Consider the following 13275-nt stretch of genomic DNA (forward strand, 5'->3'; position numbering starts at 1 on the left):
TTTTCCTTACAAATCAAGCCGTTTTTTATGTCTATTGATTCTCCCATTTTACCTTCGTCCTCGCCTTTGTCTGACCATCCATTGTTGCAGCCATTGAACATAGGTGGCCTGACGATTGAAAACCGTTTGATGGTCGCACCGATGGCAGGCGTGACAGACAATCCTTTTCGTCGATTGTGCAAATCATTTGGTGCAGGTCATGCGGTCAGTGAAATGATCATCGCTGATACCGCTCTTTATGCACGCAAAAAATCCTTGTACCGTGCCAATTTCGATAACGAGATTGCGCCTATTTCGGCACAGATAGCAGGTGCTGAGCCGGACAAATTATCTGAAGCGGCCCGTTATCAAATTGATAATGGCGCACAGATTATCGATATCAACATGGGCTGTCCGGCCAAGAAGGTCTGTCGTAAGCTGGCAGGCTCTGCATTGTTGCAAGATGAGGATTTGGTCGCGCGATTACTAGATGCAACGGTCAATGCCGTTGATGCACCTGTCACGCTAAAGACACGTCTAGGTTTTGAAAACGGTCGTGAAAACATCTTACGAGTCGCCAAGCGTGCTGAGCAGGCCGGCATTGCAGCGATTGCTATTCATGGACGTACGCGTGAAGACATGTATACAGGCAATGCACGCTATGAGCTGATACGCGAAGTCAAAGAAAGCATCAGTATTCCTGTCATTGCCAATGGCGATATCGATAGCGCGCAAAAAGCCCAACACGTGTATGAGATGACAGGCTGTGATGCGGTGATGATTGGGCGTGCTGCACAAGGGCAACCATGGATATTTCGCGATATTGAGCACTTTTTGCGTACTGGCGAGCGTCTAGAGGCACCGAGCGTTAGTGAGATAAAAGAGATCGTACTGGCTCATTTGCAAGAGCTTTATGATTTCTACGGAGAGTACTCAGGCTGCCGTATCGCTCGCAAACATATTGCATGGTATACGACAGGTATTCCAAATTCTAACGCCTTTAGACAGGCGATGTATGGTGAAGAAAGTACCGCTGGACAGTTTAAAGTGGTCGAGACTTTTTTACAGGCGCACGAGTAGTAATCGCTTAAATCTTGTTTTATAAATCAGTGCTAGTTACTTTTCACAGTACTTTTTACGTCTTGCCTTTCGATAGCTCTTTTATATAACAGCTATGCTTTATCAATGGGCACAGTATCAGTATCAGGCTGTTTGTCAGGCGCAGGTTTTCTATTTTGCCAAGGGAATCGTCCTTCTAATTCAACTTGTAGCGATAAGCTTAAAAAGGTTCGAATCAGTACGATAAAACCTAGCACCAGTACGCTGCGTAGCGATGGCTCGGTGACGACAGTAGCCACGATATCAGCGGCAATTAGCACCTCTAACCCCAACAATATAGACTTGCCTACGGTCTGCCTGATTTCAACATAAGTATCATTATTAAAATGGCCAGACGCTCGAAAAGCTCTATATAAAGCAAGAAATAGTCCAAAAAACATAATGAGGACGCCAATGACTTCGATCATTTTGGCAATTAAGTCGATATAGTGAGTTAGTGTGTCTATCAAAGCAGATACTCCTTATAATTGTTCAGAAAAAAGCTTAGCACTTAGCACTTAGTAATTAACAACAAGCTAAAAATGTATCTATAAATATTTATGTCGACGACGAAATTTGTAAAAGTCCCGTCAGCTAACGCCCACTATGGTTTTGTTCACTCCATACGACATTTTTTTGCTATGCTATAACCGAATACCAATAACTATAGAATAAACGAAAAGGACTTTTTATGGCCAATCTCTCGAAAAAAGCAATTACCAAAGCCGTCAAAGGCAAGAATATTATCATCACAGGCGCTTCAAGTGGTATCGGCGAACGTACGGCTTTTTTGCTCAGTGAATGCGGCGCGCATGTTATTTTGCTGGCCCGTACTGAAGATAAGCTAAAAATGGTCAAGGAAAACATTGAAACACTTGGCGGCGCGGCCAGTTACTATCCATGCGATCTGACCAATATGGATGAGATTGAAAAAACCAGTGAAAAGATTTTGGCTGACTTTAAGCATGTCGATGTACTAGTCAACAATGCGGGTCGTTCGATTCGCCGCTCAGTGCATGAGTCGGTCAACCGTTTTCATGACTTTGAACGTACCATGGAGATTAATTATTTTGGCGCGGTCAAAATCATCCTTGGTTTCTTGCCAACGATGATTGGTCGCCAAACTGGTCAAATCGTGAATATCTCATCAATTGGGGTATTGGCAAATAGTCCGCGCTTTTCAGCGTATGTCGCGTCAAAAGCTGCCTTAGATGCATTTAGTCGCTGTTTGGCTGCTGAAGTCAAAGGCGATAACATCAAAGTGACCAATATATTTATGCCACTTGTGCGTACCCCGATGATTGCGCCAACCAAGCTATATCGCTATATGCCAGCATTGATGCCTGACGAAGCAGCGATGATGGTCGCAAAAGCCATCGTTCATAAGCCAAATAGCATCGCTAGTAATATGGGTAAATTTGCATCGGCGACTTATTCACTGGTACCAGCCTTTAACGTTGGCGTCCAGTCCATTGGCTATCGCATTTTCCCAAGTTCGACTGCTGCGCAAACGACTGATAGCAAGCCTAACCTTGCTCAGCGTGCCTTTGCCAAAATTCTTCCTGGTGAGCATCACTAGAATCGATGTGTTATCAGGCTCGAATTTGAATAAAAAGGATACTACGGTATCCTTTTTTTATGTCTCAAATACTCTTAAGCATTATAAGAACCTTCTTCGCCACCAGTATGTGAAAGGCTTAATTATGCGATAAATAAATACTCAAAACTTCCGCTGTTAAATTTTCTTTATATATCTAAGTTTTAGTAAGATGAATAAAATTCATCTTATGTTTAAATTGTATCGTTTTTATTCATGTTTAGATTTCGGTATGATTCACCTCATACACAGATTTGGTTTTATCTCAGATAAATAAGGTAGTGGACCACCATGAGTAAAGAATTCAATTGTTCAATTAAGCACATTCGTTTTGACGAAAACTATCAGCCTGCAGATAGCACGCGTTTGACGACTAACTTTGCAAATTTGGCACGCGGCGAGCACCGCCAAGAGAACTTACGCAAAACGTTAACCATGATCAATAATCGATTCAATGCATTGGCGCATTGGGATAATCTGACAGCAGATCGTTATTCTGTTGAAGTTGATATCATCTCTGTCGATCTAGATGTTAAAGGCAATGGTCAGACGTTTCCTATTATCGAAACGCTAAAAACAACGATTGTGGATCATAAAGAAAGCAAGCGTATCGACGGTATGGTTGGCAACAGTTTCTCATCTTATGTGCGTGATTATGACTTTAGTATTGTGTTACCAGAGCATCGCGACAAAAACCTAGCATCCATAACGCCAGATAATTTTGGTGAGTTACATGGCAAGTTGTTTCAATACTTATTGAACTCAGAGGCTTACAACGCTCATTTTCACAAAAAACCTGTGATTTGCCTGAGCGTGTCAACCAGCAAGACTTACTACCGTACTGTCAATCAGCATCCTGTATTGGGCATTGAATACAAGCAAGATGAATACTCGTTGACCGACGACTATTTTCATAAAATGGGCTTAACGGTACGTTATTTTAAACCTGAAGGAAGCGCCGCGCCATTAGCATTTTATTTTGCAGGGGACTTGCTCAGTGATTACACCGATCTTGAGCTTATCAGCGCGATAAGTACTATGGAGACCTTTCAGAAGATCTACCGTCCTGAGATTTACAATGCTAACTCAAGCGCTGGACAAGTGTATCAACCTAGCCTGAATTACCAAGACTATTCATTGACGCAAGTAGTCTATGACCGCGCCGAACGTAGTCAGATGGCAGTAACCCAAGGCAGATTTACTGAGACACACTTTATCAAGCCGTATCAAACCATCCTTGAGGAATGGGCTGCAAGCTATGATGTAACAGGCGAGACTGCTCAAAAAGAAGCTGCTGATAAAGAAACGGCTAGGAAGCAAGCCGCTTAACTGAGCATCACTCATCAACATAATAAAAAATAAATTAATTAGAAGATAAATCGTATGAAACTACTATTACCGACGTCTACCGCTGGCAGCTTACCAAAACCTTCTTGGCTAGCAGAACCCGAGAAAATTTGGTCACCTTGGGTGTTAGAGGGCGAGCAGTTGCTTGAAGCCAAGCAAGATGCACTGCGTGTATCATTGCAAGAGCAGCAGCATGCAGGGATTGATATTGTCAGTGATGGCGAGCAGACCCGTCAGCATTTTGTGACTACGTTCATCGAACACCTTGATGGTGTCGACTTTGAGAAGCGTGAGACGGTCAAAATTCGTAATCGCTATGATGCGAGCGTGCCATCAGTCGTTGGTGCGGTAAGTCGTCCAAAGTCTGTGTTCGTTGATGATGCCAAGTTTTTGCGTCAGCAAACCGATCAGCCAATCAAATGGGCGTTGCCAGGGCCGATGACGATGATTGATACGTTATATGACGGTCATTATAAAAGCCGTGAAAAATTGGCTTGGGAATTTGCTAAAATCCTGAATCAAGAAGCAAAAGAATTAGAAGCGGCTGGTGTCGATATTATCCAGTTTGATGAGCCCGCATTTAATGTGTTCTTTGATGATGTAAACGACTGGGGTATTGCAACTTTAGAGCGTGCCATTGAAGGTCTAAAGTGTGAGACAGCTGTTCATATTTGCTACGGCTATGGCATCAAAGCCAATACCGATTGGAAAAAGACACTGGGCTCAGAGTGGCGCGAATACGAAAAGGCATTCCCTAAACTGCAACAGTCGAAAATCGATATCATCTCACTGGAGTGTCAAAACTCACGTGTACCTATGGATCTGATTGAATTGATTCGCGGTAAAAAGGTGATGGTCGGTGCCATTGATGTGGCAACCAACACTATCGAGACACCAGAAGAGGTGGCAGATACGCTACGCAAAGCGCTACAATTTGTCGATGCTGATAAGCTGTATCCTGCGACCAACTGCGGCATGGCACCTTTGTCTCGCCAAGTCGCACGTGGTAAGCTCGCAGCCTTAAGCGCTGGTGCTCAAATCGTTCGTCAAGAACTGACTGCTTAGAGTTTAGCCGTTTAGGAAATTCTATTTAAAGAATTCCCCTTGCAAAACTAAAATTGAAGCACAATTTTTTAACGTTATTTTTTAACGTTTCTCAGGATGGAAGCCATGATTAAAGATAGGATTGACGCGACCGACTTTAGAGATGCCATGTCTTTGCTAACGACTGCGGTCAATGTGGTAACCACATCAGGCGCGACGGGCATGCATGGGTTTACAGCATCGGCAGTATGTAGTGTCACAGACACACCGCCGACTTTGCTTGTCTGTATGAATCAAACGTCTCGGTCACATGGCTACTTTCTGGAAAATAAGATTTTAAGTGTCAATGTGTTAGGCGCGCAACATGAGCAGCTGTCCAATGCTTTTGCCTCTAAATTGTGTTCAGAAGAACGGTTTGAATATGGTTCTTGGACACAATTACAAACAGGCGCTCCTGTGTTAGAAGATGCTTTAGTCAGCTTTGATTGTGAGATTGAACAAATTCAACAAGTCGGCACGCATAGCGTCTTTATGTGCCGCGTTGTCGCCATCAATCAGGCTGAACCACAAGGCGGAACTGATGAAGGGTTGGTTTACTTTAACCGTGCCTATTCTAGAGTTGGGCAAGTAGAGCTTATTTAATCTAATATCTACAATCCAACACCGAAGCCTATGGACTATTGCTCATGCAATATTGAGCAGTCGTTTAACTATAACTATCATCTCATTAAATCTAAATAAGAAGTAACTATCCTGTGGAATTAATAACTTTTTTAATAATAGGGGCGCTAGCAGGATTTGCTGCGGGGCTATTTGGAGTAGGCGGTGGCACTATTATCGTACCACTGCTATTTATTGTCTTTACGCAAATGGGTTACAGTCCTGACAGTATCATGCACTTGGCCTTGGGTACTTCACTGGCGACTATTATCGTTACATCCATAAGCTCGCTCATGGCGCATAACAAAAAGGGCGCGGTCATGTGGCCTGTCTTTAAAAATCTGACGCCAGGTTTAGTAATAGGCTGTTTTTTAGGGGCGGGTATCGCAGGACAGATATCTGGGTTGTATCTTCAGTTGATTGTTGGTGTGTTTTTGCTTTGGGTCGCTTATAAAATGTTTATGGGTGGCAAAAAGAAAGCAAATAACGAAGCTGGCAATGTCCATATAGCTTTGCCTTCAAAACCTAAGCAACTAGCAGCAGGAGCTGGTATCGGTATCGCTTCTGCTATTTTTGGGATTGGCGGTGGTAGCTTAACCGTACCTTATCTCACACGTTACTGTGTGGTTATGCAAAAAGCAGTTGGAACCTCAGCCGCATGTGGATTGCCTATCGCCATTGCAGGCGCGCTAGGATTTATGTTCTTTGGCATGCAGGCGCAAGTCGACGTGCCCAATACGATTGGCTTTGTCCATATCTATGCTTTTTTGGGCATTAGTATCATGAGCTTTTTCACCGCCAAGCTAGGCGCGAAAGTCGCTCATGCATTATCGCCACAGTTGCTGAAAAAATGCTTTGCAGTACTGTTAACCGTCGTAGGCTGTTACTTCTTATATAAAGGATTGCTTTAAGTAGTTTTAGACTAGTGGACGCTGTGAAAAGATTCAAGGGCAGTTTTTCAGTTAGCATGCTGACTAGCTACATTCTTAAATTATAGCTAGCCAGTATGCAGTTTTATAGAAGGTATGTTGATTCAGTCCTTTATTTAGCTAAATCACTTAACCAAATACTCGCCATAATATCCAAAATATTCCTATCATCAAGACAGCAATCACGAGCAATCGTTTTAGCCAATAAGGCAGTAGAGGTTTCTTGTAGCCTAAGTCATTCAACTGACTATCGACGCCATCTTGCAGCCCCTTAAACCCTTGACTTTGTTTGGTCGTTTTAACACGGTTTTTTACCAATGGTCCAGGCTCTTCTTCCTCTTGCTCTCTATCAAAGCTAATGGCTTGATTTGGAATGCCTTGTTTACTAGCGATAGTATTGAGCTTCTGTTGTTGCTTTACTTTCAGCTGGGTCTCATAAGCATCAATTCTACTTTTGGCTTCATCCATACTGATGTTTTCGTCTGCCGCCAAAGTTTTAATAGCCATTACTAGGTTGTTTTTTTCGACCATCATAATGACGTCTTTTGGCAACTTGGTATTGACCGGTTTTGCGCTAGGGTCGGGGTTAAACATGACTGTCCTTATTACGGCGTATAAGTGCGAATGAGTTATATGCTCATTATAACCATGTTAGATAAGCAATGTTCAAGCAAAAAAATACCGCGGCCACCATGGTGACTGCGGTATTTTATTATTTATCGTTATCGGCATTTTTGCCAATATTCGATAATTATAGATCTTTCCAACGTTGGATAGACTCTTTGATAACTTCTTTCGCTTCTGCGACATCGCCCCAAGATTCAACAACCGTCGTACCAGCTTTTTTCAGGTCTTTATAATGACTGAAATGGAACTCTAATTGGTTGATCAACTGCTTTGGTAGGTCTTCTAAGCTGTTGTAAGCATTGCCCGTGTCACGGTCATCAGCAGGGACAACAACGATTTTGTCATCTACTTCGCCATCATCAACAAACTTCATCACACCGATAACTTTTGCTTTTAAGAAAATACCAGTCGGTAGTGGCTGCTCAGTCAATAGCAATACGTCAAGCTCATCGCCGTCTTCGTCAAGTGTTTGTGGGATGAAACCATAGTTACAAGGTTTGGCAAAAATCTGTGGGTCAATACGGTCAAGCTCAAATACCGCTAATTCGCGATTCCACTCAATTTTATGGCTGCTACCAGCTGGGATCTCTACTACTACGTTGATGATGCCGCCGTCTACATCGCCTGCGTCCAAAATTTTGTTAAAATCTGCCATAAAATGCTCCAATTTGCTTTTGTTTTAAATGTTTGAATAAGGGGTTGAGCTGGGGATACAGTAAGGATAGTTGCTGCGTCCGATTTGTACTGCATGCGATTATAGCAAGTTTGTACTGAATTTTCTCTTAATGCTTAAGTCTAAGCGTGCAAGATATTATGCAAAAAAAGATTATGCAAAAATGGGCTCAAAACTTACTTGGGTGCGATAGCTCGCAACTCAATCAGTCCAGCATGGCGCTTGGCGATGTTATCAATAAGTTTTTGAGTGACTGTCTCATAGCTGAATGAATCGCTCATTTTCTGTTTAGACTGGGCCTCTGGCTCTGTTTGCTCTGAATCTGTCTGCATGGCTACAAAGTCAGACAGACGCAACATTTGCATGCCGGCATAGCCACAAGGATTGATGGCGTTAAATGAAGACAGGTCACAATTTAGATTAATCGCAATACCATGGTAGCTAAAGCCATGCTTAATCTTAAAGCCTAGCGAGGCCATTTTGCCAAGCATAACCTTATTATCAAGAGAGTTGTCATTTGTAGCGGTGCTGCCATCTGTTGCAGTAGTATCTGCATATAGGTAGACACCTGGGGCATCGCGGCGTGCATGAGCACTGATATTGTCACTATTAGACGGTGAGCTACGCAAACAGTCATTGATGATGTCTTCTATCGCTTGCTCAGCATGGGAGACGAGATTGCGCACACTCCATTTGAGACTGTCCAAGTCAAACAACCAATAGAGTACTAACTGCCCATGGCCATGCCATGTCACCTGACCACCGCGATCGGTCTTGATGATAGGCGTATCAGTGCGCTGTAATATGTGCTCTTCTTTGCCTGCCTGTCCAAGCGTGTAGACATCGTTATGATCGACAATCCATAATTCATCAGGCGTACGCAGTCCTTGTTGCTTTTTTAGATCGATACGTTCGAGGGTGCGTGCCAGCATCGCATCGAGAGTAGGGACATAATCGGCCGCTGATAGAGATTTGCTGACAAGCGTATCACTGAGGAGTTGTGTGTCATTTTGCATGAGAGTATCTGTCTTATTATTATCAAGTTTAAAATAAATAATGTTCATCGGTAGTGTAGCAGTTTTGGCGACTATCGCCCAAAGATATATACTGTCGCAATGTCTGTAAATGGCGTAAATGCTAATAGCAAACAGCTAGCAATGGCTGATGAAATAACAGGTATAGAACAGTGGCAAGTCGCTTATAAAAGTGCTGCTAGTACAGACGCAGTAGTCAACCAAAGGTGCTGTTCATTGCTCAGTCGATGCGCTACATTAAAGTGTGATGAATGGAATCTGATGAAATTTATAGTCAGAGTAGGTTATCAAAGAGTGCACCTGACTAGAAAGATAGAGCCTCTAACCCAATATAGTATAGTGACTACAAACCTTATGACTATTACTATGATTATGACAAGGAAGACAAATGACAGATAGCAACCAAAGCGCCCATGAGCAGGCAGTGACCGAGACAGGTTTTGCGCTGCAGCGTGTGCCTGAAGCCCTAAGTACGGCGACGACTATCGATGAGATGAAAGCGCAATTCTCTCGCTTGCAAATGTTAAGCCGTACCCAGCCAATCAATGATTGGGGCACTCGTACGATGCAGCTAGATAATCTAGAAGTGATGCTTAGTGACAACCAAGAGAGTTTTGCAAAGGCGATTAGTGCAGATTTTGGCTATCGTAGCCAGTCAGAGACGCAGTTTGCTGAGTTATTTCCTAGCTTTACCGGTATTAGCCACGCCAAAAAACACGGCAAAAAATGGATGAAAGCACATCGTGCGCCTATTTCAGCGCTATATATGCCAGCTCATAATGAAATTCAGCCGCAGCCATTGGGTGTGGTCGGTATCATGGTGCCTTGGAACTATCCATTGTTTTTAGCAATTGGCCCGATGATAGATGCAATCACCGCAGGCAACCGCATTATGGTCAAGATGAGTGAGGCCGCACCGCAATTTGCTCAGACGTTTGCTGATGCCATTGCTCGTTATTTTTCGCCAGATATGATCTGTGTGGTACTCGGTGAAGTCGAGATTGCCGCCGCCTTTAGTGAGTTACCATTTGATCACCTGTTATATACCGGATCGACTGCGGTGGGCAAAAAAGTCATGGCTGCCGCTGCGCCAAATCTAACACCAGTGACACTTGAGCTTGGTGGTAAATCACCAGTAATCGTACTAGATGATGCCAATCTAGAGTCTGTCGTCAATCGAGTGATGATGGGTAAGACACTAAATGCGGGACAGACGTGTATTGCGCCAGATTATGTTTTGATTCAGCGCCAATACCATGACCAGTTTATCCAACTCGCAAAAGAGTGGATGACCAAGCATTATCCTAATATTGAAGAAAACCCAGATTATTCTCGCATTATTAATGGTGAGCAGTTCAAACGGGTAAAAGGCTATCTAGATGCGTTAACAGGCGGCGAGGTACATGCGTTAACTGGCGCCGAACCCAATATAGAAAACCGTCTAATGCCGCCAGTCATCGTCAGCGAGCCTGCGCCTGACAGCGACCTTATGCAAAACGAGATTTTTGCCCCGATTTTGCCGCTGATGCATTATGAGACGCTTGATGATGCCATTTATTTTGTAAACTCGCGTCCACGCCCATTGGCGCTATATGTGTTTAGTGACAACTACAGCAGTATCGAAAACGTGCGTAATAATACGGTCTCAGGTGGTCTGTGTATCAACGAAGTTCTGATACATGTGGCTCAGCATGACTTGCCATTTGGTGGTGTGGGTGACTCTGGTACTGGCGCGTACCATGGTAAGGCTGGCTTTGAACGTCTCAGCCATATGAAGCCGGTTTTTGTCCAAACCAAGCTCAATGGCTTGAATTTATTATTGCCGCCGTATGGTGGATTGTTTAAAAAGGCGATGGCGCTGTTTTTAAAATAACTGTTTTTAAAATAACAATTCTTGAGTTAGACATTTTATAGTAGCTATAGAAAGTAATAGTGACCTTTTTTGATCGATACCATAACCAATAGCACCTACCCAGATAGGTGCTATTTTTTGTCTAAAATATAACTTCTCAAATATAGATTTCTAAAATTAAGAGCGACTTATCTTAAGAGCTTTATCAAAATTATCGTAAATTTATCTAATGCGTTAATCGACAAATAAGCGTTTGTCATCACTTCTATAAATCGCTACACTTTGTAGTAAGTCTAAACAACAGTAGATAGTAGCTGAATGGTATATGGCTAGCCTTGGTAAACTTGTTATAGCGACGTTCAGCTTTTTTTAGCTCTATTGTTTTAATAATGATTTCAGGCCGATACAACATAATAATAGGAAAGAGCATGCGCCAATGGATTGCATTAAGCTTACTGTGGATGAGCGCTTTACTACTGCCTGTATCAGCATCTGCTGCCTGTAACTCAACGATTAAATTTGGGGCACTGACATGGGAGAGTGGGCAGTTCACCTCTGGCATACTCAGACATATCGTAGAAGATGGATACGGTTGTACGGTAGAGGAGGTACCAGGAGCAGGGCCTGCACTTGATACAGCACTATCACAAAATGACATTCAGGTCATCGGGGAGCAGTGGGTTGGTCGCTCGCCAATCATGGAAAAAGCCATTGAGCAAAATAAAGTGGCTATCATCGGCGATACGCTAAAAGGTGGTGCAACTCAAGGCTGGTATGTCCCGCGATACGTCTTGGAAGAGAATCCAGGACTTCGCAGTTATCAAGATTTGCCTAAATATACTGAGCTATTTAAGGACCCTGAAGATCCTGGTAGATCTCGCTTTATGAACTGCCCCTCTGGTTGGACGTGTGAGATTTTTAACACACGTTTGCTAAAAACCACCGGTCTAGACAGTCTTTTTAACAACGCACACCCTGGTACGGGTGCTGCTCTCGATGCCGAAATTACCTCCGCTTTTGAACAGCATAAGCCACTGTTGTTTTACTACTGGCAGCCTACTGGGCTAATGGCAAAATATGACCTTGCGCCACTAGAGTTCCCAGCTTATGAGGATGCTTGTTGGCAAAATCTGCTGCTCGCTGATGGTAAGATGGATTGCGTGTCAGGATTTCCAGTATCACCGTTAGGTATTGCCGTTTCTACCCCGTTTGTCGAATCCAATCCTGAACTAGCAGCTGTCTTTGAAAAGGTGCAATTTACCTCTGATGAGCTAAACGGTGCTATCTTGGAGATGAGCGAAAGTAAACGCACTGGCGATGAGCAAGCCGTGGTGTTTTTGCGTGACAACCCAGAGGTTTGGCAAGCATGGTTATCCGATGAGGCTGCTACCAATCTCGCTACCAAGTTAGGCCTTAGCTCAACGGGTGCTATCTCTACAGAAGCAACTGCATCTAGTATCAATGCGTCAGCGCTCGCATCAAGCTTTCCTTCATGGTCGCTTGAGACCCCACTTAATAATGCTTTAGCAAACGTCGTTCAAAACTATGGCGATGTATTTCGTACTATTAGCACGATGGCGCTTACTTATCTGCTATTACCTATTGAACGATTATTAACGGTTATCCCGCCTTGGTTGATTATTGCATTTGTGACTGTGCTTGGCTGGTTTGGTGTTCGCAAGATTTGGTTTGCGCTGGCATGTGGTGCAGGGCTGTTTTTGATTGGCGCTTTTGGTTTATGGGGTGCATTAATTGACACTCTAGCGCTGCTTATCGTATCGGTACTGGTCACGGTGGTAATTGGTATTCCTATTGGTATCGCTATGTCAGGTAGCAAACTGCTACGCAAGATTGTGACGCCAGTGCTAGATATCATGCAGACTATGCCGAGTTTTGTATATCTCATACCAGTGCTGATGCTGTTTGGTATTGGTAAAGTGCCTGCGTTATTCGCGACCGTGATTTATGCGTTGCCGCCCTTGATTCGTCTGACGACGTTAGGGATTACACAAGTCAATCATGAAATGGTCGAAGCAGGACGCTCCTTTGGTAGTACGCATTTACAGCTACTTCTCTGGATTAAATTGCCACAAGCGTTGCCTAGTATTATGGCAGGTATCAATCAGGCTGTGATGATGTCACTTGCCATGGTGGTATTGGCCTCAATGATTGGTGCTCCTGGGCTGGGTGAAGATGTATTGCAATCTATCCAAACGCTCAATATCGGTCAGGGTCTACAAGCAGGTACGGCCATCGTTATCGTTGCCATTATCATTGACCGTATTACGCAAGCATTTGGTCAAGGTAAGCGTACCCGTCAAAAAACCATTGAAGCAGGCAGACGTCCGATTGGATAGAAAGTCGTTTAGTGGTATACGATTGAACCCATGGTAATCGACCGAAGCCCTAATAATAAAAACCACGTGAATAGTGAG

Annotated in this window: 12 protein-coding genes; 8 read left to right on the plus strand and 4 right to left on the minus strand. The window is 43.5% G+C overall.

Annotation, left to right across the window (positions count from 1 at the left end; genetic code table 11):
* Window positions 1-27 precede the first annotated feature (27 nt).
* Complete coding sequence (gene dusB / locus AK824_RS05350; RefSeq protein WP_082624577.1) at window positions 28-1059, plus strand: tRNA dihydrouridine synthase DusB; 1032 nt, start codon at window positions 28-30, stop codon at window positions 1057-1059.
* A gap of 92 nt (window positions 1060-1151) precedes the next feature.
* Here dusB and AK824_RS05355 read toward each other — a convergent pair whose 3' ends face one another.
* Complete coding sequence (locus tag AK824_RS05355) at window positions 1152-1547, minus strand: DUF1622 domain-containing protein (RefSeq protein WP_082624578.1); 396 nt, start codon at window positions 1545-1547, stop codon at window positions 1152-1154.
* Between the two features lie 221 nt (window positions 1548-1768).
* Here AK824_RS05355 and AK824_RS05360 point away from each other — a divergent pair, with 221 nt between their 5' ends.
* The 5 genes from AK824_RS05360 (at window position 1769) to AK824_RS05380 (ending at window position 6636) form a co-directional block, all read left to right on the plus strand.
* Window positions 1769-2656 carry an SDR family NAD(P)-dependent oxidoreductase gene (locus AK824_RS05360; RefSeq protein WP_057759469.1) on the plus strand — a complete coding sequence of 296 codons (888 nt, stop codon included), beginning with the start codon at window positions 1769-1771 and terminating at the stop codon, window positions 2654-2656.
* Window positions 2657-2965: 309 nt separating this feature from the next.
* Window positions 2966-4003 carry a DUF1852 domain-containing protein gene (locus tag AK824_RS05365; protein ID WP_057759471.1) on the plus strand — a complete coding sequence of 346 codons (1038 nt, stop codon included), beginning with the start codon at window positions 2966-2968 and terminating at the stop codon, window positions 4001-4003.
* Window positions 4004-4057: 54 nt separating this feature from the next.
* A complete protein-coding gene (locus AK824_RS05370) occupies window positions 4058-5086 on the plus strand; it encodes a methionine synthase (protein WP_057759473.1) in 1029 nt (342 codons plus the stop codon).
* 105 nt (window positions 5087-5191) lie between these two features.
* The gene (locus AK824_RS05375; RefSeq protein WP_057762420.1) at window positions 5192-5707 is read left to right on the plus strand and encodes a flavin reductase; all 516 of its coding nucleotides are present in this window, start codon (window positions 5192-5194) and stop codon (window positions 5705-5707) included.
* 113 nt (window positions 5708-5820) lie between these two features.
* On the plus strand, window positions 5821-6636 hold the full coding sequence (locus AK824_RS05380; RefSeq protein WP_057759475.1) for a sulfite exporter TauE/SafE family protein: 816 nt from the start codon (window positions 5821-5823) through the stop codon (window positions 6634-6636).
* A 147-nt stretch (window positions 6637-6783) separates the two neighbouring features.
* On the opposite strand, the gene AK824_RS05385 is transcribed toward AK824_RS05380, so the two are convergent.
* The 3 genes from AK824_RS05385 to lipB all read right to left on the minus strand — a co-directional run bounded on the left by AK824_RS05385 (window position 6784) and on the right by lipB (window position 8970).
* Window positions 6784-7248: a hypothetical protein gene (locus AK824_RS05385; protein ID WP_057759477.1), complete on the minus strand. Its 465-nt coding sequence runs from the start codon at window positions 7246-7248 to the stop codon at window positions 6784-6786.
* Window positions 7249-7405: 157 nt separating this feature from the next.
* Window positions 7406-7936 (minus strand): inorganic diphosphatase, encoded by a 531-nt coding sequence (locus AK824_RS05390; RefSeq protein WP_057759479.1) that lies wholly within the window; start codon window positions 7934-7936, stop codon window positions 7406-7408.
* A gap of 194 nt (window positions 7937-8130) precedes the next feature.
* Complete coding sequence (lipB, locus tag AK824_RS05395; protein ID WP_057759481.1) at window positions 8131-8970, minus strand: lipoyl(octanoyl) transferase LipB; 840 nt, start codon at window positions 8968-8970, stop codon at window positions 8131-8133.
* Window positions 8971-9376: 406 nt separating this feature from the next.
* Between lipB and AK824_RS05405 the strand changes: the two genes are divergently transcribed.
* Entirely contained in the window at window positions 9377-10861 is a 1485-nt protein-coding gene (locus tag AK824_RS05405; RefSeq protein WP_057759487.1) for a coniferyl aldehyde dehydrogenase, read from the plus strand.
* Window positions 10862-11268: 407 nt separating this feature from the next.
* On the plus strand, window positions 11269-13197 hold the full coding sequence (locus tag AK824_RS05410) for a glycine betaine ABC transporter substrate-binding protein (RefSeq protein ID WP_082624579.1): 1929 nt from the start codon (window positions 11269-11271) through the stop codon (window positions 13195-13197).
* The last annotated feature ends 78 nt before the right edge of the window (window positions 13198-13275 follow it).

The sequence above is a fragment of the Psychrobacter sp. P11G3 genome (genome assembly GCF_001435845.1).
Classification (GTDB): Bacteria; Pseudomonadota; Gammaproteobacteria; order Pseudomonadales; family Moraxellaceae; genus Psychrobacter.